The organism is Clostridium sp. NkU-1, assembly GCA_001312405.1.
Window position 1 is genome coordinate 101,115 of record BBDR01000012.1, and the last position, 24,249, is coordinate 125,363.

At 43.4% G+C, this 24,249-nt stretch carries 21 protein-coding genes, 2 tRNA genes and 7 pseudogenes; 6 read left to right on the forward strand and 24 right to left on the reverse strand.

Annotation, left to right across the window (positions count from 1 at the left end):
- Nucleotides 1-27: 27 nt before the first annotated feature.
- Nucleotides 28-2,014 (reverse strand): annotated as a pseudogene (uvrB, locus tag JCM10519_RS17305) (excinuclease ABC subunit UvrB).
- Nucleotides 2,015-2,240: 226 nt separating this feature from the next.
- Here uvrB and JCM10519_RS17310 point away from each other — a divergent pair.
- Nucleotides 2,241-3,263, forward strand: coding sequence for an aminotransferase class I/II-fold pyridoxal phosphate-dependent enzyme (locus tag JCM10519_RS17310; RefSeq protein WP_054740706.1), 1,023 nt, complete (start codon nt 2,241-2,243; stop codon nt 3,261-3,263).
- A gap of 448 nt (nt 3,264-3,711) precedes the next feature.
- The gene (locus JCM10519_RS17315) at nt 3,712-3,999 is read left to right on the forward strand and encodes a hypothetical protein (protein WP_054740708.1); all 288 of its coding nucleotides are present in this window, start codon (nt 3,712-3,714) and stop codon (nt 3,997-3,999) included.
- A 211-nt stretch (nt 4,000-4,210) separates the two neighbouring features.
- On the opposite strand, the gene JCM10519_RS17320 is transcribed toward JCM10519_RS17315, so the two are convergent.
- The 23 genes and pseudogenes from JCM10519_RS17320 to JCM10519_RS17420 form a co-directional block, all read right to left on the reverse strand.
- On the reverse strand, nt 4,211-5,497 hold the full coding sequence (locus tag JCM10519_RS17320; RefSeq protein ID WP_347844599.1) for a S41 family peptidase: 1,287 nt from the start codon (nt 5,495-5,497) through the stop codon (nt 4,211-4,213).
- A gap of 42 nt (nt 5,498-5,539) precedes the next feature.
- Nucleotides 5,540-5,661: pseudogene (locus JCM10519_RS31290) on the reverse strand (M23 family metallopeptidase); the annotation flags it as partial.
- Between the two features lie 301 nt (nt 5,662-5,962).
- Entirely contained in the window at nt 5,963-6,769 is an 807-nt protein-coding gene (locus tag JCM10519_RS17330) for a permease-like cell division protein FtsX (RefSeq protein WP_347844617.1), read from the reverse strand.
- Nucleotides 6,732-6,929: a hypothetical protein gene (locus tag JCM10519_RS31295; RefSeq protein WP_347844620.1), complete on the reverse strand. Its 198-nt coding sequence runs from the start codon at nt 6,927-6,929 to the stop codon at nt 6,732-6,734. The genes JCM10519_RS17330 and JCM10519_RS31295 overlap by 38 nt, the downstream gene beginning before the upstream one ends.
- Nucleotides 6,919-7,605: pseudogene (ftsE, locus tag JCM10519_RS17335) on the reverse strand (cell division ATP-binding protein FtsE). The gene JCM10519_RS31295 and the pseudogene ftsE overlap by 11 nt, the downstream one beginning before the upstream one ends.
- Before the next feature lie 137 nt (nt 7,606-7,742).
- Nucleotides 7,743-8,831, reverse strand: coding sequence for a helix-turn-helix domain-containing protein (locus JCM10519_RS17340; protein WP_013271513.1), 1,089 nt, complete (start codon nt 8,829-8,831; stop codon nt 7,743-7,745).
- Nucleotides 8,832-8,934: 103 nt separating this feature from the next.
- A pseudogene (gene ugpC, locus JCM10519_RS17345) lies at nt 8,935-10,048 on the reverse strand (sn-glycerol-3-phosphate ABC transporter ATP-binding protein UgpC).
- Between the two features lie 320 nt (nt 10,049-10,368).
- Entirely contained in the window at nt 10,369-10,953 is a 585-nt protein-coding gene (locus tag JCM10519_RS17350; protein ID WP_054740713.1) for a methyltransferase domain-containing protein, read from the reverse strand.
- Between the two features lie 28 nt (nt 10,954-10,981).
- Nucleotides 10,982-11,820: pseudogene (locus tag JCM10519_RS17355) on the reverse strand (S1-like domain-containing RNA-binding protein).
- A 1-nt stretch (nt 11,821) separates the two neighbouring features.
- Nucleotides 11,822-12,547: an acyl-ACP thioesterase domain-containing protein gene (locus tag JCM10519_RS17360; protein WP_054740715.1), complete on the reverse strand. Its 726-nt coding sequence runs from the start codon at nt 12,545-12,547 to the stop codon at nt 11,822-11,824.
- 182 nt (nt 12,548-12,729) lie between these two features.
- Nucleotides 12,730-12,799 (reverse strand) — tRNA-Gln (locus JCM10519_RS17365).
- Between the two features lie 195 nt (nt 12,800-12,994).
- Nucleotides 12,995-13,063, reverse strand: a tRNA-Gln gene (locus tag JCM10519_RS17370).
- An 87-nt stretch (nt 13,064-13,150) separates the two neighbouring features.
- The gene (locus JCM10519_RS17375) at nt 13,151-14,617 is read right to left on the reverse strand and encodes a hypothetical protein (protein ID WP_054740717.1); all 1,467 of its coding nucleotides are present in this window, start codon (nt 14,615-14,617) and stop codon (nt 13,151-13,153) included.
- An 8-nt stretch (nt 14,618-14,625) separates the two neighbouring features.
- A complete protein-coding gene (locus JCM10519_RS17380; protein WP_347844618.1) occupies nt 14,626-15,069 on the reverse strand; it encodes an RNA polymerase sigma factor in 444 nt (147 codons plus the stop codon).
- Nucleotides 15,070-15,281: 212 nt separating this feature from the next.
- Nucleotides 15,282-15,560, reverse strand: a complete 279-nt coding sequence (locus JCM10519_RS31300; RefSeq protein WP_347844600.1) for a hypothetical protein — start codon at nt 15,558-15,560, stop codon at nt 15,282-15,284.
- A gap of 5 nt (nt 15,561-15,565) precedes the next feature.
- The gene (locus JCM10519_RS31305; protein WP_347844601.1) at nt 15,566-16,078 is read right to left on the reverse strand and encodes a cation diffusion facilitator family transporter; all 513 of its coding nucleotides are present in this window, start codon (nt 16,076-16,078) and stop codon (nt 15,566-15,568) included.
- Nucleotides 16,079-16,097: 19 nt separating this feature from the next.
- Entirely contained in the window at nt 16,098-16,379 is a 282-nt protein-coding gene (locus JCM10519_RS31310; RefSeq protein ID WP_347844602.1) for a cation diffusion facilitator family transporter, read from the reverse strand.
- 196 nt (nt 16,380-16,575) lie between these two features.
- A pseudogene (gene truA, locus JCM10519_RS17390) lies at nt 16,576-17,314 on the reverse strand (tRNA pseudouridine(38-40) synthase TruA).
- The gene (locus JCM10519_RS17395; protein ID WP_054740719.1) at nt 17,311-17,757 is read right to left on the reverse strand and encodes a VanZ family protein; all 447 of its coding nucleotides are present in this window, start codon (nt 17,755-17,757) and stop codon (nt 17,311-17,313) included. Before JCM10519_RS17395 ends, truA begins: the two are co-directional and overlap by 4 nt.
- A gap of 246 nt (nt 17,758-18,003) precedes the next feature.
- Entirely contained in the window at nt 18,004-18,615 is a 612-nt protein-coding gene (locus JCM10519_RS17400; RefSeq protein WP_054740721.1) for a L,D-transpeptidase family protein, read from the reverse strand.
- A 106-nt stretch (nt 18,616-18,721) separates the two neighbouring features.
- Complete coding sequence (locus JCM10519_RS17405) at nt 18,722-19,321, reverse strand: cytidylate kinase-like family protein (RefSeq protein ID WP_347844603.1); 600 nt, start codon at nt 19,319-19,321, stop codon at nt 18,722-18,724.
- A 321-nt stretch (nt 19,322-19,642) separates the two neighbouring features.
- Nucleotides 19,643-20,119 carry a tRNA (N6-threonylcarbamoyladenosine(37)-N6)-methyltransferase TrmO gene (locus JCM10519_RS17415; RefSeq protein WP_054740725.1) on the reverse strand — a complete coding sequence of 159 codons (477 nt, stop codon included), beginning with the start codon at nt 20,117-20,119 and terminating at the stop codon, nt 19,643-19,645.
- A 107-nt stretch (nt 20,120-20,226) separates the two neighbouring features.
- A pseudogene (locus JCM10519_RS17420) lies at nt 20,227-21,041 on the reverse strand (MerR family transcriptional regulator).
- Nucleotides 21,042-21,466: 425 nt separating this feature from the next.
- On the opposite strand from JCM10519_RS17420, the gene JCM10519_RS17430 reads away from it, so the two are divergent.
- From JCM10519_RS17430 to JCM10519_RS31315, 4 genes are all read left to right on the forward strand, one after another.
- A complete protein-coding gene (locus JCM10519_RS17430; protein WP_054740729.1) occupies nt 21,467-22,225 on the forward strand; it encodes a hypothetical protein in 759 nt (252 codons plus the stop codon).
- Between the two features lie 257 nt (nt 22,226-22,482).
- A complete protein-coding gene (locus JCM10519_RS17435; RefSeq protein WP_054740772.1) occupies nt 22,483-22,935 on the forward strand; it encodes a sigma-70 family RNA polymerase sigma factor in 453 nt (150 codons plus the stop codon).
- Nucleotides 22,925-23,545, forward strand: coding sequence for a DUF4367 domain-containing protein (locus tag JCM10519_RS17440; RefSeq protein ID WP_347844604.1), 621 nt, complete (start codon nt 22,925-22,927; stop codon nt 23,543-23,545). Before JCM10519_RS17435 ends, JCM10519_RS17440 begins: the two co-directional genes overlap by 11 nt.
- 178 nt (nt 23,546-23,723) lie before the next feature.
- Nucleotides 23,724-23,927, forward strand: coding sequence for a TnpV protein (locus JCM10519_RS31315; RefSeq protein WP_347844605.1), 204 nt, complete (start codon nt 23,724-23,726; stop codon nt 23,925-23,927).
- The last annotated feature ends 322 nt before the right edge of the window (nt 23,928-24,249 follow it).

Below are 24,249 nucleotides of genomic sequence, written 5' to 3' on the forward strand. Positions count from 1 at the left end.
CCGTTCCGGGCAACAATTTTTAGTCCCTTAATCATCCATATCCTGAAGCATCTTTTTCACCTGAACCATCCGGTCACGCAGCCTTGCCGCCTCTTCAAAATTAAGCTCTGCCGCTGCCTGGTGCATCTTCTTTGTAAGCTCTTTGGCAAGCTTTTCCAGTTCCTTTGCATCCATGGATTCCGGATCCTTCTTAAAATCCTTCTCCTCTTCAATGGCTGCCTTTGAGATGGCAATGAGGTCACGGACCGACTTCTTGATGGTAGTAGGAGTGATCCCGTGTTCTTCGTTATAGCGCTGCTGAATGGCTCTCCTTCGGTTTGTCTCCTCAATCGCCACGCGCATGGAATCAGTCACCCGATCCGCATACATGATTACATGGCCCTCAGAGTTTCTGGCCGCCCTTCCAATGGTCTGGATCAGAGATGTCTCCGAGCGGAGAAAGCCTTCCTTATCTGCATCCAGAATAGCCACCAGAGTGATCTCCGGAATATCAAGGCCCTCCCGCAGCAGGTTGATTCCCACCAGTACATCAAATACATCCAGACGCATGTCCCGGATAATTTCGGAACGCTCCAGGGTATCGATGTCGGAGTGGAGGTATTTTACCCGGATTCCCACCTCTCTCATATAATCGGTCAGATCCTCGGCCATACGTTTTGTCAGGGTGGTGATCAGAATCTTGTTTTTCTTTTCCACTTCCTTATTTACCTCGGAAACCAGATCATCGATCTGTCCTTCTACTGGTCTGACATCGATTTCAGGATCAAGAAGCCCTGTAGGCCGGATGATCTGCTCCACCCTTAAAAGCTCATGCTCTGCCTCATAAACAGAGGGCGTAGCAGAAACGAACATCATCTGATTGATCTTGGATTCAAATTCCTCAAAATTCAAGGGCCTGTTATCAAGGGCTGATGGAAGGCGGAAGCCAAAATTCACAAGTGTTGTCTTTCTGGAACGGTCTCCTGCAAACATGCCCCGTACCTGAGGCAGGGTAATGTGGGATTCATCCACCATGATAAGAAAATCATCGCGGAAATAATCGATCAGGGTACAGGGAGGCTCTCCCGGCTTGCTTCCGACCAAATGCCTGGAATAGTTTTCAATTCCAGAACAAAAGCCGGTTTCCTTCATCATCTCCACATCAAAATTCGTCCGTTCCGAAATCCTCTGCGCCTCTAACAGCTTGTCCTCGCTCTTAAAATAGGCCACCTGTTCCTTTAATTCCTCCAGAATGGTCTGTGCTGCACGCTCCATCTTCTCCCTGGACACAACATAATGGGAAGCCGGAAAGATTGCCACATGTCCCAGATCCGCCCGGATCTCCCCCGTCAGGGTATCTATCTCCGTAATACGTTCCACTTCATCTCCGAAAAACTCGATCCGGTAAGCCTCGCTGCCGGAATAAGCCGGGAATATCTCTACCACATCTCCTCTTACCCGGAAGGTCCCCCGCCTGAAATCCATATCATTCCGGTCATACTGGATATCAATCAGCTTATGGACCACCTCATCCCGGTCCTTTATCATGCCAGGTCTTAAGGAAATAACCATTTCCTTATAATCAATGGGGCTTCCCAGGCCATAAATACAGGAAACCGATGCCACGATGATCACATCGCTCCGCTCCGAAAGAGCAGCCGTAGCCGAATGCCTGAGCTTATCAATCTCATCATTAATCGCCGAATCCTTCTCAATATAGGTATCCGTAGAAGGCACATAAGCCTCCGGCTGGTAATAATCATAATAGGAAACAAAATACTCCACCGCATTTTCGGGAAAAAAATTCCTTGAACTCGCCGTAAAGCTGGGCTGCAAGCGTCTTATTATGAGCGATGATGAGAGTAGGCCTTTGCAGCTTCTGGATTACATTTGCCATGGTAAAGGTCTTTCCAGAGCCGGTAACTCCCAGTAAAGTCTGGAATTGATTGCCCTCTTTGAATCCTTTCACAAGCTGGTCAATGGCCTCTGGCTGGTCACCGGTAGGGGCATATTCTGAATGTAATATAAAGTCCATGATTATTTCACCTCCAAATCCTTTTTGCATAGGCGGCCGCCAGATGGCAACGCATATCCGCCTGGCGGCTGCCTATGCAAAAATAACAATGTCTGTCACTGCCAATTATAGCATATGGCTGAAAGAAAGTATAGCCAAACAAGGAACATCTGTTCTTTTGTATTGAAATTCTTCTCCTTTTAGTATATCATACATCCTATACTACGAAACAGCAGGAGGACAATTTATGTACAGCTTTAATAATGACTATAGCGAAGGTGCCCATCCAAAGATTTTGGAAGCAATGATCAATGCCAATTTAATCCAAAATAGCGGATACGGGCTGGATGACCATTGCAGCAGGGCCCGGGCTCTCATCAGACAGGAAATCGGCAGAGAGGATGTTGATGTCCATTTTATCGTCGGCGGCACCCAGACCAATCTGATCACCATCGCCACTGCCCTGCGTCCCTGGCAGGCGGTCATCGCAACGGATAAGGGCCATATAAACGTCCATGAGACAGGAGCCATCGAAGCCACCGGGCACAAGGTCTTAGCCATGCCAAGCGAAGACGGAAAGCTGACTCCTGCCCATATCCAGAAAGCCCTGGACCTTCATACCGATGAGCACATGGTGCAGCCAAAGATGGTCTATATTTCCAACTCAACGGAGATCGGCACCCAATACAGCAAAGCAGAGCTGGAAGCCCTTCACCATATCTGCCGTCAAAAGGGACTTTACCTGTTTTTAGACGGAGCCCGCATTGGATCCGCACTTACAAGCTCTGTGAATGATTTAACATTGCAGGATATTGCAAGGCTTACAGATGTATTTTATATCGGGGGAACAAAAGGAGGCGCTTTGTTCGGAGAAGCCCTTGTAATCTGCCATCAGGATTTAAAACCGGATTTCCGGTTTATGGTAAAGCAGAGGGGAGCCATGCTGGCAAAGGGCTGGCTGCTGGGTATCCAGTTTGAAGAGCTGTTTTCCAATAACCTCTTCTATGATTTGGCTTCTCACTCGAATGATATGGCTGCCATTCTGAGAAAAGGAATTGAAACATGCGGATATTCCTTTTACTCGGATTCCACCACAAACCAGCTTTTCCCGATATTTCCTGACCAGGTGATTGCAAAACTGGAAAAGGAATTCCTTTTCTCCATCCAGGAGCGGGTCGATGACAGTCATACTTCCATCCGGCTGGTTACCTCCTGGGCTACCAGTGAAGAAGCGTGCCGCCGGTTTATCAGTCTTCTGGAAACTTGCTGATTAAAAAACTTTAAGGAGACCCTCTAAGTAACATTATGGGGTACTTATTTCTTCTTTCTAGTTGCGCTTCAAGCGAGCGTGCATTTGCCAGCATTGCATTATACAGCAAAATATTATAAAATGTAAATGTGTCCTTACACAAATATAAAAGAAAAAGAGGAAATGAGAATGAAAAAGAAGTTTTACTATGCGTCAGTGTCGCTGCTATGTTATCCCTAACAGCCTGTAGCAATGGCGTGTCACAAAAAGATTATGACAAACTAATTAGCGAAAAAGAAAAAAATTGAATCGGATTATTCCACTCTAGAAAAAGAATACGAAGAATTAAATAAAAAGTATTTGGAAGATAAGGATAATAATTTAAAAACTACAAGTGATAATTTTACTCTCAGTAAAGTAAATGCCTGGGCTCAGACATCTTTTGGAGATTCTGCTTCCTGTTCCTTAGATGATAAAAAAACATCTTACTGTTCATGTACCATCAAATTATACAGCAAGTAATGTTCCAGAAATTTTAAGCGATATAAAAAATTCTTTATCCACATGGGTTGCTATTGACTCTCCCACTAGTAATACTACAGAATTTAATTACATTACTATTACTTTTTATGATAATAGTCAAGATGGAATAATATCTTATACATTTGATAATAGCAATAAAGAATTCGAACTGAAAACTATCATGGGAAATTTACAAAAAGTAGAAGAAATTGTAAATGCAATTCCTAAAAATTAATTATAATCTATCCTGACTGCAATTCCTGCACTTGACCAGCACAATACCAGAGGTTTTACCGGCACCAAAGGAAGGCTGCTGAAACACTGGTCCCTTGCAGGATTGATAAGTAATTACAACATATCGATCCAAATGTATAAAAGCCCTCTATAGCCAGCAGTTAAATCTGCCGGCCATAGAAGGCTTCTTTCTTTTACGATCCAGTTAAAATCTAACGGTTCTCATTCAATGCTTTTATCGCTTCCACAAGCTGGTTATCTTCGCTATGCTCAATCTTGATCTTAGTCTTTAAATCCTCTTTTAAATCAACTGCAACATCCGGCTCCAGGCCCTTTCCATGAAGGTCAAAGCCGCTTGGAGTATAGTAATGGGCCACAGTCATCTTAATAGCCGTACCATGGTCAAGAGGAAACAGTGTCTGGACAATTCCCTTTCCAAAGGTCTTTGTTCCCACCAGCTTCGCCTTGTCATAGGCCTTGAGAGCTCCTGAAAATACTTCGGAGGCACTGGCGGACTGACCATTAACTAATACAGCTATGGGTACGTCTACCTTATGGCCGTCAGAGGCGTAATACTGCTCTCCTTCTCCATACTTATCCGCCATATAAACCAGAAGCGTCTTATTCTTCTTGGTCCTTACCAGATTAGGATCTCCTTCGATTACCAGATCGTCCGGAAGAATGTAGTCCAGCATGGAAACCACTGCATCCACAACCCCTCCAGGATTATTTCTCAAATCCACGATCATCTTCTCCATACCCTGTTTTTCCAGATCATCGATGGCGTTCTTAAACTGACCTGCTGTTACCGTATCAAACTGGCTCACTGATATATATCCGATATTGTCTGCCAGCATTTCATGCTCTACCGTAGGAACCGTGATCTGACGGCGCTCCATTGTCATATCAATGTAGGCTCCCGTATCCGGACGAAGGACTGTAACCGTTACAGACGTTCCTTCCGCCCCTTTGATATGATCCTTTACCACCAGCTCTAAATCCATGCCGGTCACTTCCTGATCGCCTACCTTGTAGATTAAGTCGCCGGGCAGCATTCCTGCCTCAGCACCGGGCGTTCCTTCGAAGACCTTGGTCACTGTGAGGATACCGGTAGCCGCGCTCTGGCTGACCATGACTCCGATTCCGCAGTATTCTCCAGCCGTGTCCTCTACCAGCTTCTCATATTCGTCTGCCGTATAGTAAACCGTATAAGGATCCTCAAGTCCATACAGCATTCCCTTGTATATCCAGTCTTCCACATTTTTCGTATCCTCATCAAAGAGGTAATACTTATCGATCACGCTCTGAATGGTCTGGATTTTGGCTACGATCCGGTTTAAATCCAGATTGCCTTCCTGGTTCTCCGCCTGGGCAGATTCGGCTGCCTGATCTTTTCCATCAATTGCCGCCCTGCCGATCAGAAAAATCCCCAAAGACATACCCACAATAACAAGACCTGCCAATGTGGTCAGAAGCGCTCCTACTAGGCGCCCTTCCAAAATTTATTCTTACTTTCCACTGTTATTCTCCTATCTAGCTCTTTATGGGCTTACGTATTTCACCGGATTTACATGGCGGCCGTTTGCCTGATCCCAAAATGGAGACAAGGCCCTGTGGAATATCCAGTATAACCCACATTTGCAATTACCTGCCCCTGCCATACTTCCCGTTCATATTCAAAACCGGGAGCAGTGCATATAAACGGCATAAACTTCTCCGCCAAAAGAGATCATGATATATGCCGGCAGAATAACTGTATGTAGATGTGGCGGATTCCCAGCGTTAAAACCGAAATGATACAGCTTAACGCGGGCAGAATCATATAAACTTAATATTCCCCATAGAAACCGTATTATACGTTTTTCCGGCCCAGAAAAGCTCTCTGATGGGCCTGATCCGTTTTCTGTAACTGGAAAGCTGAGAATCTTATTCCTGGACCGGATGTCATTCTCCGGCATTTTTTATCATATGCAGCAATGCTGCCAATATATTCCCCGGTTCAAAAACTGGATTTCTTCCCTTATACCTTTAAATGCTTCCGGATGGTAAAGAAGCTTACAAAAAAATCCGATCCCAACGCCAAGAGCCAGCGCCGTTGCCGCCATATAGGGGAATATGGCTTCCACCGGAAGGAACTGAAACAGCCCTGATAAGATGCTGAACTTTGTGACCACATATTCAACTGTGGACCGGTACAGAAAATAAATGGATACCAGAGGAATACAGGCACCTACCAGTCCGATGATAATTCCTTCTACCACAAAGGGAGCCCGGATCATATAATTGGTGGCGCCAATTAATTTCATGATCTGGTTTTCATTCTTCCGGAATGCCGCTGCCACTGAAATAGTATTGCTGATCAGGAATATGGCCACAGCCAATAAAACACCGATGATCAGCATGGAAAGAACTCCGATCACCCTGCTTAAGCTGTTCATTCCTTCTGCTGCTGTTTTAGAATAATTGACCTTCCTGACACCGTCAATGCTCTTTAACCAGTCCACAACCTGGTCCTGATCCACCAGGTCCTTTAAAAATATGGTATAAGAAGCTGAATTGGCCAGCGGATTGTCCTCCTCAAATCCTTCTGCAAGATCCTGCATATCCCCGAAGTATTCCTGCTTCGCTTGCGCCCATGCATCCTCTGCCGAGGTGAATGTCACTTCCTTCACGTCGTCTCTGGCTTTGATCTTATTGCCGATTTCCTTGATCTTGTTCGCGTCCAGCCCTTCATTAAAAAAACACCGTGATTCCCACCGTGCTTTCCGTATTCTTTATTACATATTGCACGTTGATAACAATGGAAAAAAACAGGCAGAACAAAAAAATGCAGGCAGAAACCGTTGCAATGGATGCCAGGGAAAACAAAATGTTCCTGCATATATTATTTACACCTTGTTTCAGGCAATACCAAAACGTACTAATTCTCATATGTATAACCGCCTTTTTTCTCATCGCTTATGATGGTTCCACGATCCATCACAATCACCCGTTTTTTCATCCGGTCTACAATCTCCTGGCTATGGGTGACAACGATCACTGTTGTTCCCAGCTTGTTTACCTCATTCAACAGCTTCATGATCTCCATGGAGTTGTGTCCATCCAGATTTCCGGTGGGCTCGTCTGCCAACAGGATTTCCGGACGGTTAATTAAAGCCCTGGCAATGGCAACACGCTGCTGCTCTCCGCCGGACAACTGCTGAGGAAAAAAACTTGTATTTTGAAGAAAGTCCCACCATCTTTAGCATGGCGGGAACCGATTCTTTTATGCTCCTTGTGGATGCTCCGATTACCCGCTGCGCAAAAGCTACATTTTCGTAGACATTCCGATCTTTTAACAAACGAAAATCCTGGAAAACCATGCCGAGCTTCCGCCGGTATCTGGGAATGAACCTCTGGGCATCTTGCTTAAATTCATATCATTCACAATAATCTTACCGGAGGTGGGTTCCACTTCTTTTAACAGCATTTTCAAGAGTGTGGATTTGCCTGACCCGCTGCGGCCAATGATAAAAACGAATTCCCCATCCTCAATAGTCATGCTGACATTACGCAGCGCCTTATTTCCGGCCTCATATGTTTTGCTTACATTCCATAGTTCAATCATTTCAGTCCTCTAATTTTTGTGCTTTGATTACTTTTGCTTTTGGGGGGGATTGGGAAAAAAGGCAGTTATACAACTGCTTTTGTGCAAGCACAACGCAGCTGCATAGCTGCCTCCTTCCGCACTGCTCTTAGCCAGCATTAATAGTCCTGGTTCTCCATATATTTCATGTATTTTACTACCATCAGGGCAATCTTAAAGGTGATGGCATCTTCAAATACGCGCAGATCCAGACCGGTGCTCTTCTGAAGCTTGTCTAAACGGTAAACAAGTGTATTTCTGTGAATATAAAGCTGTCTGGATGTCTCGGATACATTCAAGCTGTTCTCAAAGAATTTATTAATTGTTGTCAGAGTTTCCTCATCAAAATCATCCGGAGATTTTCCGTCAAAAATTTCTTTGATGAACATACGGCATAAAGGCAGCGGAAGCTGATAGATCAGACGTCCGATTCCCAGTTTGCTGTAGGCAACCACATTTTTATTGCTGTAGAAAATCTTGCCAACATCCATGGCCATTTTGGCTTCCTTATAAGATCTGGAAACCTCTTTAATTTCGCTTACAATCGTACCGAATGCTACATGGACCTGGGTCATTGCCTCGGTATTGAGCATGTCCAAAACAGTGTTGGCTGTCTTTTCCAGATCCTCATAAGTTTCGCCTTCTTTTACTTCTTTTACAAGAATGATGTTCTTCTCATCAACGGCGGTAACAAAATCTTTGGTCTTTGCAGCAAATAAGTTGCGGACTGTCTCCAGTGCATTCACATCTTTTTCATGCTGGGTTTCAATAATGAATACGACCCTCTTGATATTTGTTTCAATATGAAGTTTCTTTGCTCTGTTGTAGATGTCCACCAAAAGCAGATTGTCAAGCAATAAGTTCTTAATGAAATTATCCTTGTCAAATCTTTCTTTATACGCAACCAGCAAGCTCTGAATCTGGAAAGCGGCCAGCTTGCCGACCATATAAACATCATCACTTCCACCCTTTGCGAGAAGAATGTATTCTAACTGGTGCTCATCTAACACTTTAAAAAACTGATATCCCTGGATTACCTGGCTGTCGGCCGGAGAATCCACGAACGCCAGGATTGAACTTTCATAATCTTCCGCATCAGGAAATGTGGTTGCCAGTACCTTTCCTTCTGTATCACAAATACACAGATCAATTCTCGTAATCCCTTTTAATCCTTCAATGGTTGTTTGAAGTATTTGATTCGAAATCATGGCATATTCTCCTTTTTCGTAAATTTACCTTATTATATATTAAAGCAAAAAGAAAAAAAAAGCAAGCGGGTAGAATAACCGCTTGCTTAAAATTTCATAAAATTTAATTTAAAACTACGATTTCTGTATCTTTATCGAATACATGGATCTTTGTTAAGTCAAGAGCCAGCTTAATGCTATCCCCAGGTCTTGCTGTTGTACGAGGATTTACTCTTGCAGTAAAGTTCACATCTTCTACATCAAAGTATAAGTAAACTTCAGCGCCTAACAATTCATAAACTCTGATGGTAGCGTCAATTACGCTTTCCGGAGAAGATGCAAGGAAAGCTTCCTCATCATGTAAATCTTCCGGACGAATGCCTAAGACTACGGTCTTTCCGATGTAACCGGCATCCTCTAACTTTTTTTGCTTTTCCTTGGGGAAGAGCGATTGTATTTCCACCAAATGTTAAAGTAACGTCGCTTCCTCTCTTAGCTACAGTAGCTTCGATTAAGTTCATCTGAGGAGCTCCTATAAATCCTGCAACGAATTTGTTACCTGGCTTATCATATAAATTCTGAGGAGAATCAACCTGCTGGATAACGCCATCCTTCATTACTACGATTCTGGTACCAAGGGTCATAGCCTCTGTCTGGTCATGGGTTACGTAGATAATGGTTGCCTGAAGTCTCTGATGCAGCTTGGAAATCTCAATACGCATCTGGCCTCTCAGCTTGGCATCAAGGTTGGATAACGGCTCATCCATTAAGAATACCTTAGGATTACGTACAATAGCACGTCCCATGGCAACACGCTGTCTTTGTCCACCGGATAAAGCCTTTGGCTTACGGTCTAACAAATGCTCAAGATCAAGGATTCTTGCAGCTTCATGAACCAGCTTATCAATCTCGTCCTTTGGAGTTTTTCTCAATTTCAGACCAAACGCCATGTTATCGTATACTGTCATATGAGGATACAGAGCGTAATTCTGGAATACCATTGCGATATCTCTGTCTTTTGGCTCTACATCATTCATTAATTTCCCGTCAATGTAAAGTTCACCAGAAGAAATGTCTTCCAGACCTGCAATCATACGAAGGGTTGTGGATTTACCGCATCCGGAAGGTCCTACAAAAATGACGAACTCCTTATCAGCAATATCCAGATTAAAGTCCTTAACTGCTTCAAATCCGTTAGGATATCTCTTGACGATGTTTTTCAGTGATAAACTAGCCATTTACTAATCCTCCTAAAATAAAGTGTTTAAACTCTGATCTGGACCGACAGCCCCCACAGCTGCGGCCCTTGTTACTGAAACAATCATACATGAATTATTTTTCTTTTACCATATTGCTATTTACCAAAATACATTTGGGGCTTTTGGCTAATTTGTATAACGGGTTTTAAAAATGATTGAAACGTCAAAATATCAGGAGAAACGCTCAGATATTTCTGTTTATATTCGATAGCCAAAGTGTATTTCCGCCCAGTTTTAGTCACAAATCACAAGACGGCGCCAATAATCTTGGCACCGTCTTGTAAATCTTATCCGTTGTATTATCGCTTTCTCACAAGAACGTTCACCCATTTTACGTCAGAATGACCAGAACGCACATCCTCTGTTTCCCAAAGCTTTACGATATCAAACCGCTCATTATCTCTTAAAAGTTCAGTCATGGAATCCGCCGTAAAGTCACTGAAATACCGCTTTCCTCTAAATCCCTCAAAGTCTCCCAGTTTAAAAGACATGTAAAGGATTCCCTTATCATTTAAGGCCCTTGCTATCTTTGTAAGAATGTCAGACAGTTCCTTTTTCGGAGTGTGAAGTAAGGATGCACAGGCCCAGATTCCATCAAACACATTGTCAAAATCCATTTGTTCAAATGTCATCTGAAGCACTTCCAGACCGGTATGGATTTCTGCCAGCTTACACATCTCTTCCGATGCATCAAGCGGCGTTACATCATATCCCAGCTCATAGAAAGACAGGCTGTCCCTGCCTGATCCACATCCCAAATCCAGAATCGTATCACCTTCTTCCAGAAGATCCAGAAATTCTTTCATAATTCCTGACATATCCTGGTTCACTGTTTCTTCAAATTCCTTTGCTGCATACTTATTATAATAGTCTATCGAGTCCAAAATAATCCTCCTGTTATCCTTTTACCCGTTATTTGATTCTTTCGATTTTACTTTCCGTTATTCTGACTTTTCCTTCTTTCAGAAGATGTCCGATTGCCCGCTTAAATGCATTCTTACTCATAGAAAATTCCCGCTTGATAATCTCCGGTTCTGCCTTATCGGTAAATGGCAGGCTGCCGTCAAACTGTGTTTCTATGATCTCTAGAACCTTGTCGGAATCTGTATCCATCTGAATATAAGCCTTCTGTCTGGGACTTAAATCCAGCTTTCCATCTTCTCTTACCTTAGTTACCCGTGCCGTTACCTCATCACCTTCCCGATAATTTTCAAACACTTCTTTCCGGGGAATCAGCCCGTAATATTTATGATCTACTGCCACAAAGGCTCCCAGGCTTTCATTGATTTCATAAATAATCCCGGTCACCTGATCATCCTTTTTATAAGGTGACTGGTTGCTCATATAGGAATATACCTCATGGTAGCAGCCAATCGTTTGCTTTTGTCAATGTAAAGGGCCACCAGCACCTTCTCTCCCTGCCTTACCTTATGGGTCTGCTCCTTAAAAGGAAGAAGCAGATCCTTTTCTAGTCCCATATCGAGAAATGCGCCGATCTTACCCACTTCCTTCACGTCAAGCACAGCCGTTTCACCTGCCTGAAGCTTCGGTGCTGCCGTGGTGGCTATCAGCCGGTCCTCTGAATCCTTATAGATAAATACAGGGATACTGTCTCCAGGCCCAGCTCCCTCCGGTACCTGCTTTTTGGGCAGAAGCACAGAAACTTCACTGCCTGCTTCCTCTCCCAAATATACGCCGAACTCCTTGACCCTCTGTACGACCAGGGTCTGCATCTTTCCTAATTCAATCATGTTACATCCTCTCTGCTGTTCCCCGCAGCCAGATGACTGCGTAAGCTGCTCCCCGTTCATCACACAGAGAAACCGTATACCCTTCCTCTGTCCGGCTTAAGCGGGGATAAACTGTATCTCCAAAGACTGCCGCTTTTTTATATTCCACTCTCAGTTCAGAGACCTCCACTTCATCCGGAAGCACCTCCCTGGCAATCTCTACATATTGAGCGTTATTGACATGATGGTTCGTATCAATATGATGTTTTCCAATGATGACCGGCTCTGTATCTTCATATTCCTCCGGCAATTGGATCTTACGGGAAGCATAGTCCATGGAAAGCCTTTTCTCACTGCCGCTTCCATATCCCCGGATGTCTTCCGGCTCAATTTTAACTGGGCGTCCCTTTTCCGTATCAAATAAAAACCATACGGAATTGGCTCTTACCAGATAGTTTCCATTCTGATCGCATATGGTAAAATTCCGGTATCCGTAAAACCCCTTAAAGTCATAGGGCCAGGTACCCACCACGATCTCCTCTCCCAGCACGGGATAACGGTCCACCACAATCTGCCAGGAGGAAAGCCACCATGCTTTATGACGGTCTGTTAAATAGGAAATCCCAAGGCCGATATCCTCAGACTGAAACGTAGAGCAATCCTGCAGATAATTCATAATACCTGTTAATGTCAGTCTGCCGCACTCATCTGTTTCACTGTAACGGACCCTGCTACCGAATGTATACATTTCACACCTCTCATCAAAATTATATAACATTATAAAGCATTTTCATGCTCTTGTCCAGATAAACCCGAAAGAAGCCTGCCCTGGTTACCAGAGAAATTCTATCAAAAAAGAAAGTCTTAACAATTACTTAACAACCTGTAATACAAAAAACGGAACCTTATAGGGTTCCGTTTTTCAGACTGGGCTACAAGGATTCGAACCTTGAAAATGACGGAGTCAGAGTCCGTTGCCTTACCATTTGGCGATAGCCATCAATACAACGAGGTTAATTATATCCGATGATTGAAAGACTGTCAAGTATTTTTTTTCCATTATTTTTATTTTTTTAAATCCCTGAAAAACGTTCCTTCTCCTGTAAAAAAAGGTGATTTGAAAAGTGGCCGCTAAAAGAAAAAAAGCCTCGACCTTCCTGCTGCCGCTGGAAGATCAAAACTCATCAGAAAACTGGGCTACAAGGATTCGAACCTTGAAATGACGGAGTCAGAGTCCGTTGCCTTACCATTTGGCGATAGCCATCAATGCAACGAATGTATTATACTATAGCTTTTCATTCTGGTCAAGCATTTCTTTTATCTTTTTAAAGATCTTTTAAGAAACAGCCCGTCAGGAAGAGCTTCCCGTTTTGGAAGACTCTTCCTGGCTTTTTGTTGTACGGGTTTCTTCCGGAGAAACGTTCTTCCCGGTTTCCGGAATATTCTTCACTGTTTCAGACGTTTCTTCACTGGGAGTTGCCGGGGCCGTCTGATCCGGCTGGCTCGTATTCTCGCTCTCTTCTTCCGTCTCTTCCGGATCTGCATTCCCATCTCCGATCACAGGAGTCTCAAAGATTCCCTTTACGGTTGTCTGTTTCCCTATTTTAGGAGAAATGCCGCCCAGGGTAAAGGTATATTCCATTCCTCCCTGAAGCCCTGTCACATGAATCTCACAGGAGTAGGAATCTGTATCTCCCACTTTGGCGGAATAGGAATTTTTATCCCCGTCATTTATAGAGACTGTAGGATTTTTCCATTTTACTTTGGTTTTAAAATAAACCATGACAACGCCGTTGTCATAATCCACATAATCGACTTTAATCTTTTCCGTTGATACAACTTCCTCTTCTGAGGTAGTCTCTTCCGCTGTAGTTGCCGCTGTGGGGGCGGTTGGCTGAGTTTGGGAGACTTGCGCCGGTGACTGGCTTTCTGTTTCCGAGGCAGATGCAGCCGTCTTGGATTCTTCCAGCCCAGAACTCTCCGCTATGGTCTCCGGCTCCGTTGCAGCCTGGGTTGTATTCGCCGTGGTTGTTTCTTCCCCCGCAGCTGTCTTGCCCTCCACCGCATAAGAACGTTCTGTTATTACTTTTGCAATCTCTTCCATAGTAAGAGGCGCCAGTGCCTTCATATCATCCATGGAAAGAGAGGGATTCTGCAGGATCAGCTCCCTTAAAAAATAAGCTTTTCCATAAGAAATCTTATATTCCTCTGCCAGTTGCTTTACTTCATCCTCTTCCATGACCTGCTGGTCATACACAACTGCCTTCAGCTGTTTTTCCTCCAGTGTATTGCGGATGTCATTTACCACCGCATGGCGAAGGCCCTGGGCCTTGCTGATGCTGTCATTGGACACAGTAACCAGAATCGCATTATCCAGCTCACTTAAATAACCATGGGTAACCATGGAACCGATCACAGCGTTGACGGCCGTGTTCAAATCCACACCCTTTAAATCCATGTCCTGCATGATGCTTTCCCCATCTTCATTGAGGGCCTTTGCAGCCAGGACCTTATTCCTTTTATTTACAGATAATTCCACGCTTGGATTTACATCAATTCCAATGACAGAATCAACCTTTCCATTTTGATAAGTATAGGTTCCCCCTGCCAGAGCGATCATGCAAAAGCATGCAGCCACCAGGGTCGCAATGACCCTTTGTCTCAGGAAGAAAACGGAACGTTTTTCCTTCTCTGCCTTTATCTGAGGCGTACTCAAGTCAATCCGTTCCAAAACATTAGGAGTCAAGTCACTGGCCGCAGATTTTAAGCAGGCTTCAATCTGTTGTCTATTCAGTTGTCTGCGATTTAATTCAGCCATCTTAAAGCCTACTCCTCTCTCAAATAATTTTCCAGTTTTTTCATTGCACGGTTATATCTGGAAAGAGCTGTAGCCAGAGGAATCTTAAGGCTGGCGGCGATCTCTCTGTGCTTCATACCTCCGGAGGTATGAAGGAGAACAATCTCCCTTTCCTCTTCCTTAAGAATCTGCAGAGCAGCAAGAAGCACCATCTTATCTGCCGCCATCTCAATATCAGGGCAGACTTCACCTGTTTCTGCTCCTGTTAAATCCTCCAGTGTAACATCCGAATCATGTTTTTGCTCACGGAATTTCATATAGCACAGATTCCGCGCTATGGTAAACATCCATGCCAAAGGCTTCCCCTGGGATTTATAGCTTGACGCAGAAGTCCATATCTTAAGATATACCTCCTGCATGATCTCCTCTGCATCCTGGGGGTGCCTTACAATGGACAGGATAAAACTGTATATTGTCCGGTCCGTATTCTGATATAGCTGCCGAAAGGCCTCCTGGTCTCCAACCGCAACTTTTTTTTAGAAGCTCTTCGTCGCTCAAACGCCCATAATCCTCAGGCTCGCCAAGGCTCATCAATCCCATAAATAACATGGATCCGATTTCCTTTCTACTAAGTTAATGCGGAATACTGTCATCTTATTGCATAATCTGGAAAATTTTTATTACCTTATTTTTCCACTCCAAAACCGCTTTCCGCCGTTATGATCAGACAGCACCGTTTATCTATTTCGGTTACCTTTTTCGTGACTTCTTCCTTTAACCAATCCTTCTTTTCCCTGTCATATTCCCGGGGCACCACCAAATCAAAGATCAGATTGATCTGGTTTTTCCCCTCTATCATGCGGAAATCGTGGAAAGAAATTCTGGAATCTATTTCCTCCAGCACTTGTTTCAGCATGTTCCCAAATTCCATAACCCTGGAATCTTTTGTCTCTACCGGGTCCATATGAATTACCAGAAATATTCCAAACTTCTTACTGCTTCCCTTTCAATGGTATCAATAATTTCGTGAGACACTTCTATATCAACATCATTAGGCACCTCTGCATGAATGGAAGCCATGCTCCTGGAAGGACCGTAGTTGTGTACAATTAAATCATGACTTCCTATAATACCGTCGTAGCTTTCTACAAATTCCGTGATCTCACCATATAGCTTCGGGTCAATGGGTTCTCCAATGAGAGGAGTAAGGGTATCCTTGGCAATCTTCACTCCTGCCCACATGACAATGACAGAAACCACAATCCCTATGATTCCGTCAATATTAAGCCCCCATATTCCATAAACCAGGATCGAAAGAATTGTGGCAGAAGTGGTTATTACGTCCCCAAGGGAATCTGCCGCCGTAGCCTTCATGACCGCGGACTGAATTCTTTTTCCCAGGGTATTGTTAAATAATGCCATCCAAAGCTTTACACAGACAGATAACAGCAATATGACTACAGATACAGCCTTAAACGTCATCTCTTCCGGATGAATGATTTTACCAATGGATGTTTTTAAAAAAAGAAAAACCTACCTGAATAACCAAAAAGGCTACAATAAAAGCAGCAATATACTCCACTCTTCCGTGTCCAAAGGGATGATCCTCATCCGCCGGCTTACCGGCCATCTTTACCCCTACAAACCCGACAACAGAAGAAGCAGCGTCAGAGAGGTTGTTAAAGGCATCTGCCATTACAGAGATGCTGCCCACCAGCATTCCAACAAAAAGCTTGGCGCCAAACAGCAGAACATTGCAGCAGATCCCCACAATACTTGCCATAAGCCCGTACCGTCCGCACCTGGGTATCCTCTGTATTTTTATACTCTCTAACAAATGTCCTAACTAAAAAATCTGTCATAGTACTCCTTTTCAGCGTTTATTCTCGTAAAAGAAACGAGCCAGGATAAAACCCGCTTGACTTTATCGATTACCCGCAGGGGGCAATACCCAATAGCTTACTGCCGGTATTAGACCCTTAATAGCGTACCTGCTCGAGAAAAAGCCCTTCCGGCGGTGCCGTAAAGCCTGCCCCATTCCGGTCTTTTGCATTTAAGATCTCCTTCATCTCTTCCGCCTTACGCTGTCCTAATCCCACTTCGATCAGCGTGCCCGTTAAAATCCTGACCATATTATATAAAAAGCCGTTTCCCGTATAGCGTATCAGAAGCCGGCTGCCCTGCTGTTCAAAATCAATCCGCTTTAAAACCCTGACCGAAGATTTCTTCATTTTCCGGTTAGCGCAAAAGCTCTTAAAATCATGTTCACCTGCAAGAAAGGATGCGGCCCGTTCCATGGCCTCTATATCAAGCTCCTCAAATAATCCATAAATGTATTTTCTTTCAAATACCTGCTTCTTTTCTCCCATTTCGATCCGGTAAAGATAGGTTTTTTCCTTGGCATTAAGACGGCTGTGAAAGCGTTCCGCAGCTCGTTCCACGGTTTTTACCCGAATGTCTTCCGGAAGATACTGGTTTAAATATTCCATGATCTCCTCTTCCTTCATCCTCGTATCCCCATGAAAATTAGCCACCTGAGCCAGCGCATGAACGCCTGCATCCGTTCGTCCTGAACCATGCACCTCCACTGCCTGTCCCATCATCCGCTCCAAAACATGTTCTATCTTCTTGTATGGTCTGTTCCGTATTTCCCTGTTTCTGCCAGCCGTCATAACGGCTTCCATCGTATTCCAGAATCATTCGATAATTTTTTGTCATATTGTTTTCGACCTTCTTCTATATTTAAGCAGAAAAGCAGCCAGAAAAATTCCAAAAGCCACTCCTCCGCAATCCAGCCACACATCAGATATCTGACCGGATCGTCCCTCTACCATAAGCTGTATGGTCTCATCTGCAAATGGTATCATAAATCCAGTTGTAAACCGGATAAAATATCTTCTCTCCGCCGGGAAGCCATAGGATCTTATACATCCGTACAGCAAAATCCCCAATAAGGTATATTCTGAAAAATGCCCGGTTTTACGGATTATGTGCTCTGTCAGCCATTTGGCACTGATCCCCATGGATCCAAGTGATTCCTGTGCCACCCGAAGCACCCATCCGCTGTCCGCCGATGAGATATCCGCCGGCTTCATGGAATTTGAAAATATGAACAGGACATAAAGAACGGCCAGTGCCGTCCATATCGCCTTCTTTTTCATAACCGTCACCTTAAAAACCCACTTTTTTCCGCAAGTTCCATGGTAAATGATAATACCTCCTGCTTTTCCAGCCCACAGCCAATCCGGATCATTCTCTCAGAAAAATACATAAATATTCTTCTCCTCAATCTTCCATATTTTATCATAATTTCATCCATTATATTACAACAGCAGTTATAATACAAGGACAGGCATTAAAAAAATCCCCAAAAACGGCCTAAAACCGCACATTTGGGGAAATTCCTTTTATGGTCCTATGGTAACTGGTACGCCTAAATTACAGTAGCTCCATAATACATCCATGTCATTATTGTCCACTGCAACGCAGCCATGAGTGGTTCCGTCAGGAACCCTGCAGCCATGAATCTCAATGGCTCCTCCAAGGGGCGTATCCCATGGCGGCTGCTTGCCTTCCTTATTGGCCTTTATTATTTCATCTCTCTGGGCCTCTGTGATAATACCATCCGCATATCCTCTTTCCGCATCTTTAATGGCCGGATAGGAAAGGCCCAATGCAAGGTAAGCCACGCTCTTATCATTTCTGGTACATACATAGAACTCCCCGCTGGGTGTTCTCATATCTCCCTCTACCTTTTTATTTCCTTCTGCTGAAGCCGCGCCCAGGGAAACCGGGTATTCGGCAATCAAGACTCCATTCTGCTTTAATGAAAGTGTCTTCGTTCTCTTGCTCACATATATGGTCACGTTATTTGTTGAACCGGAATTGCCGGAGGTAATATTGGCACCGGGACCGGATACCGGCTCTGCGTACCCTGTAACAAGGGAAGATGCCGCCAAAGCGATGACCAGAATGGCTGAGATAAGACACTTATATCCTTTTCCTGCCCATTTCATCATTCTTAACACTCCTTTTTTGTTACATTATACCATCCATTTTGGAAACTATCATTTACAATATTCTTACATTTCCATCCAAAATTTACCGTTTTATATATTCATCTGTTTAAATTAAGCATTGTAAATAGGCCAGCGCAGCATCCAGGCAGCCTTCCACTCCCACCAGACTGCTTTCCAGACAAAGGTGGTAATTCTGTGCCTTGCCCCATTCGCATCCGGTATAATACTGATAATAATCTCTTCTCTTTTTATCTATCTCACGGATCCGCTCTTCCATCACTTCCGGATTGACGCCTGTTTCAAGAGTATTCATCCGGTTAATCCGGTTTTCCATCTTGGCATACACAAACAAATTAATGCTGTTTTCCAGCACTCTGTCCGCGCATCGTCCGACAATGATACAGGGGCCCTGTTCTGCCAGCTTTCGTATCACACGGGACTGGGCCAGAAAGATCTGATCTGACATGGAAACTTCATAAACCGTGGAGAATGGAGAATAATGATACTGTTCAAAAGATTCCTGCTGAACGGGGAGATGTTCGTCATAATGCAGAAATGCCTCTTCTGCCAAATCACTTTCTTCCGCAGATAAGGAAATTAAATCCTTATCATAGAATGGAAGTCCCAGCCTTTCAGCCAGCTTCATGCCCAACTCTCGTCCGCCGCTTCCAAACTCCCGGCTAATTGTAATCACCTTATCCAACATATGCTCCTCCTTATCTTCTGCTGAGTAATGCTCGTCTACCCATCATAGTTTCTGTATGGCAAGATATCTGCAAGGCTGTCAAATGGGCTTTGGATTTCCTGTTAATCTTTATAATCTTAATATATTTGCATTTTACCACATTCTTAAATGCATGTATACCACAATTAAGTCCCTCTTATACACAGTCAAGGAAAATTCCGGAAAAGTATTGGGACAGAGAAAAGCCCTCCAATCGCAATTCTGCCATTGGAAGGCTTATAAAAGCACGCTATTGTCAGCCTGCCGGCTGTTTGAACTTTATCTTATGGGTAATGCAGAGTGTTAAAAATTAAATACGTTTTCCCAATCAAATTGTTCTGATTCATCTAAGCTTTTAGGCCAGTGACTGCACCATTCCGGCACATCGGGATTTTCAATTCTGTCAAAGCTTGGTGTGTACGGCTTTATATCAAGCACAGGCGTGCCGTCATTCGCATCAATATAGGCAATTTGAATGATGCCTTTTGAGAAGTTGATATCAATGACCTGTGCCGCAGTTAATGCAATAGGATTGGGCCGGACAGGCGACCTTGTGGCAAATATGCCCATGACAGCCGGAGCATTTTTATACGGCTGGGGTGTTTCAAGGGTACTTCTTGCTTCCTCATTATCAAAGTCACTGAACCACCATATAACATTGATATGGCTAAATCCGTCCAGTGCCTTCAGCGCAGGAATATACTCTGGTTCAAGTTCAATGAACATTCCATCTTCGTTTACGCTGATTTTGCCGATAGGGCTTACCTTAAAATTCTGCATAATGCATACCTCCATAATTAAAATAAATTTACCTGCAAATTCAGTGTAGACCCTCACATCATGTGAGAGTCAATAATAAAAAGCATCCTGCAAAATCTGCAGAATGCTTATATTTTCTCCAATGGTATCTGGATTTCAGTCAGGTAGTTTTGAGGGCTATCCTCATTCCAGGGTCCTCGATGGACAATCTGCCTGCTCTGTCCCCTCATTTTATATTGGTTATGTGCCTGCAGCCAGTCTGCAAAAGCAAGATATGCACCCTTTATGTTTTCAAAAGAGCCATATACCATAGTACAGGCCATAATGGGCACTGGTTCTGTATTTCTATAGGTAAAGCCACACAGATCCTTTCCTGTTCTGGCTACGGGAGCGCATATTTCAATGTCAACGCCCGTTTCTTTATAATCCGTATCATGATAGACCGCAAAGGTATTGGCTGAAATAGGGATATTATTTTCTTCTGCAAAGGCCGACATTTCTTTCCACAGCTGACCCTCGGCATAATAATCCCGGACCACCCGCCTTAAAGAAAACACCTGATAGCTGGGTATGGATTTAATGGAAACATTGTAATGTATCGCAATCTTTTCCTGTAAAATATCTCTCTTTGCAAGCTCGATTTTAGATAGCCTGGCCTGCTCCGCTCTTATGGCATCCTCAATTTCCAGACGCTTATGATCAAGCTGATTTGTTATAAATTCATCATCCAATGATTAAGGGCATCCATAATTTCAGAGACTGTAAATCCTAAGTCCCGTAAGAATATTATTTTATTTAAAACAGGGATCTGTTCTGTGGAATATAGCCTGTAGCCTGTAAATTTATCTATTTCCGCAGGTTTTAATAACCCTGTTTCATCGTAGTATCTTAGCATTCGAATCGATACCTGAGTTAATTTGGAAAACTCTCCTATTTTAAACATGTGCACCACCTCTATAAGGACTGATTATACCGCAAGCAGAATCAAACTGCAAATATTATACATTCCTCATCTGCCGGTTGATCTTCAATGAGCTTCCGGGGAAAAGGCGTTATAAAAAAAATTTATGCAACATTATCCCGTTCTTATTTGTATATAAGACATAACCGTAAAAAGAGGTTACTGAATAGTCACAAACATACCATGAAAACTGAAAGGAAAAATCATTATGAAAAAAACTTACTGCGATTGCCCTCTGCGCCGTCACGGCATTATCCTTTACCGCCTTCTCAAACAATGTTCCTGCAAAGAATAACATAAAGCAGAGAGACGATCAGGTCATCAAAGGCGATAACCTGAAAATTCCAAACCCTTTTACTGATTGCAAGGCCATTACAGATGTCCAGATACTTGCCGGTTTTACCCCATTGATCCCAACCAGCATTCCTGCTGATTATTCTCAGGATAAAATTCAGACCGTTAAAGATGAAATGGTGCAGATCATATATTCCAATGGTGAAAATAAAATAACTTTCCGCCAGGGAAAAGGCAGCGAAGATATCAGCGGCGACTATAACCAATATGCCGAGAGCAGCACCATGGCAGTCGGCAGCTTAACAGTATCAACCAAAGGCTGCAACGGAAAAGTAAATATTGCCGCCTGGACCAATGGGAAATACACCTTTGCTATTTCCGCAAATCCCGGCGGAGAAGGTCTTGACAATAAAGTAATCAGCGATATGATTAGCAGTATAAAAGCAGAGAGTGATATTGACGAAACAGTACAAATTCCCAATCCTTTTAAAGACTTTCAATCGATTGGGGATGCGGAAAAAATGGCCGGTTTCACTCTGACCCTTCCTGAAAAAATGCCGAAAGGTTATGTACAGGAGTCCATCCAAGCCATTGCAGGTGATATGATACAGGTATTTTATAAAAATGGCGAAAAGAGAATTTTAATCCGTAAGGCAAAGGGAAATGAGGATATCAGCGGTGACTATAGCGAATATGGGGAAAACAGGACTTTAACTGTTGGCAGTTTACAGATATCGGCCAGAGGAAACCATGGCAAAGTAAATACCGTCACATGGGTAAATGGGGATTTCGCTTACTCTGTCTCTGCCGGATTTGATGAAGAAGGTTTTGATACAACTACGATCAGTGATATGGTAAGCGGTATCCGCTAGAATAACAAAAGATGACAGAAACATGGCGATACTGTCAGTCACAGTACCGCCATACGTCTATTCAAGGAGAGACTGTATGATTGAACTATGTAAACTGCCCAGCGGACTATGGAAATGTATCAGTTTCCTAAAGGAGTTTATTTATTCGCTGTTATGCTTTGTGCTTTATGGGGACAAGTGGGAAAGCAGCAAAAAAAAGAACACCCATGCCCGACGCTTTGCGTTCTGCACAAATGAATGAACAGGCCGGGCGATTAATGACAGACTATGGAAACCATGTTCTGCGCCTTGCATACTCTTATCTGCATAATATGAGTGATGCAGAGGACGTTTTGCAGGATACGCTGATACAATTTATTAAAACACAGCCTCAGTTTGAAACGGCTGACCATGAAAAAGCATGGGTTCTGCGTGTTGCGATAAACCTAAGCAAGAATAAGATTACCTACAACAAAATCCGAAAAACCGATGAACTTAGCGATACTTTGGCGGCAAATGAAACGGAGGATCTGACTTTTGTATGGGATGCAGTGAAACAACTGCCATCAAAATACAGAGAAGTTGTACACCTTTATTATTACGAGGGCTGCTCTACGGCTCAAGTCGCTTCCCTGCTATCCAAAAAGGAAGCAACGGTTCGTTCCTTGCTCCAAAGGGCCAGATTAAAGCTTAAAGACGTGTTGAAGGAGGTGTATGATTTTGAAGAATAGGTATGATAAAGTGATGAATAATCTTGAAGTCACTGTGGAAATGCGTGATAGAATCCTGACCAATATAAACAGACTTGATTGGAATAAAATTCCAATCAAGAGAATTCCTTTTTCCAATTACAAAAAGTACCTTTCCATCGCCGCTTGTTTCATGCTTTTACTGGTTGGTTCTGTCTTTGTTCAAAACATGATCAATTGGACCAAGGAGCCGCCTCAGCAGGCAATCCCGGATATTGTAGAGTACCCTTCCGCTCATGAGCTGTCGAAAGCAGTTGGATTTACTGTAAAGGAAATTCAGGATGTACCGTTTGAAGTGCAAACGGTACAATATACCGCTTACTGGAAGGAGCTGTCGCAAATTCGGTACATTGGCCGGAATAATACGGTTGTATTAAGGATGGCTGCTGGCAGCAAGGATGTAAGCGGAGATTATACTGTATACACCGATATAAAAAGCATTACGGTCAACGGTCACAGTATCACATTAAAGGGGGATGCCAATAAGTATCGTACTGCAGTTTGGCAGGCCCAGGAATACTCATACTCTGTACAGTTTACCGAAGGGATTTCTGAACAGGAAATGCTGAACACCTTACAGAGCGTGGAGTAACCGGCTGAAAAGATATTCAGAACAACGGCATGAGCTTTTAATATCAATTTTCATAAAATAACAGGAGTGGCAATTAGCAATCCTCCAATAAGGATGTTTATAAAAATCACAATTGTTTAGCAAACAGCCAAACGATTACCGATGAATTGTAAATAATCTTTATTGGAGGATTTGCTTTATGGCAAAGTTTGAATTTGAATACACAGAGATTGATGGGTTATTGTATTCCAACATTGAAATTGACGGAAAAATTGAGTTTGACAACTTGGGTAAGTATGGACGACTTCGTCTGAATTACCTTCACGAACAAAAGCCGGGAATGTACAGGGAATTGCTTTTTAGCAGAAGTTGGTGGAGCATTGCATCAAGGTGGAAAGAGTAGCATTTGCCCGAGCAGAATGTATCCGCACCAACTATCTGAAACGCTATCCCATGCCCATGGAGGACACGATGGAGCGCATTCGCATCTCCACACAAGCGCAGGACATCGCGGATGGAATTGTAAATTAGGAAAATCTTAACTGATCCTTTTAGCCAACGTTGATAGTGGTTTCACGATTGTTTTCAAATCCGCAATAGCCTCATTTAATGTCGCTATATCCAACTCATCTATTGCCTTGGCAGCAACCATTATGCTTTCTTAAGCCGTTTGTGCTGTGTTGTTCATGTTCTCGGTCAGTTCTACCCAGTCGATTTCGGAAAGC

Excerpts from the sequence above, each read along its gene's own strand:
- JCM10519_RS17310 (WP_054740706.1), top strand. The coding sequence starts at position 2,241 with ATGTACAGCTTTAATAATGACTATAGCGAAGGTGCCCATCCAAAGATT.
- JCM10519_RS17315 (WP_054740708.1), top strand. The coding sequence starts at position 3,712 with ATGATAAAAAAACATCTTACTGTTCATGTACCATCAAATTATACAGCA.
- JCM10519_RS31295 (WP_347844620.1), bottom strand. The coding sequence starts at position 6,929 with ATGAGAATTAGTACGTTTTGGTATTGCCTGAAACAAGGTGTAAATAAT.
- JCM10519_RS17340 (WP_013271513.1), bottom strand. The coding sequence starts at position 8,831 with ATGATTTCGAATCAAATACTTCAAACAACCATTGAAGGATTAAAAGGG.
- JCM10519_RS17360 (WP_054740715.1), bottom strand. The coding sequence starts at position 12,547 with ATGTATACATTCGGTAGCAGGGTCCGTTACAGTGAAACAGATGAGTGC.
- JCM10519_RS17375 (WP_054740717.1), bottom strand. The coding sequence starts at position 14,617 with ATGGCTGAATTAAATCGCAGACAACTGAATAGACAACAGATTGAAGCC.
- JCM10519_RS31300 (WP_347844600.1), bottom strand. The coding sequence starts at position 15,560 with ATGGACCCGGTAGAGACAAAAGATTCCAGGGTTATGGAATTTGGGAAC.
- JCM10519_RS31305 (WP_347844601.1), bottom strand. The coding sequence starts at position 16,078 with ATGACGTTTAAGGCTGTATCTGTAGTCATATTGCTGTTATCTGTCTGT.
- JCM10519_RS31310 (WP_347844602.1), bottom strand. The coding sequence starts at position 16,379 with ATGGCAAGTATTGTGGGGATCTGCTGCAATGTTCTGCTGTTTGGCGCC.
- JCM10519_RS17395 (WP_054740719.1), bottom strand. The coding sequence starts at position 17,757 with ATGAAAAAGAAGGCGATATGGACGGCACTGGCCGTTCTTTATGTCCTG.
- JCM10519_RS17400 (WP_054740721.1), bottom strand. The coding sequence starts at position 18,615 with ATGATGAAATGGGCAGGAAAAGGATATAAGTGTCTTATCTCAGCCATT.
- JCM10519_RS17405 (WP_347844603.1), bottom strand. The coding sequence starts at position 19,321 with ATGTTGGATAAGGTGATTACAATTAGCCGGGAGTTTGGAAGCGGCGGA.
- JCM10519_RS17415 (WP_054740725.1), bottom strand. The coding sequence starts at position 20,119 with ATGCAGAATTTTAAGGTAAGCCCTATCGGCAAAATCAGCGTAAACGAA.
- JCM10519_RS17435 (WP_054740772.1), top strand. The coding sequence starts at position 22,483 with ATGACAGACTATGGAAACCATGTTCTGCGCCTTGCATACTCTTATCTG.
- JCM10519_RS31315 (WP_347844605.1), top strand. The coding sequence starts at position 23,724 with ATGGCAAAGTTTGAATTTGAATACACAGAGATTGATGGGTTATTGTAT.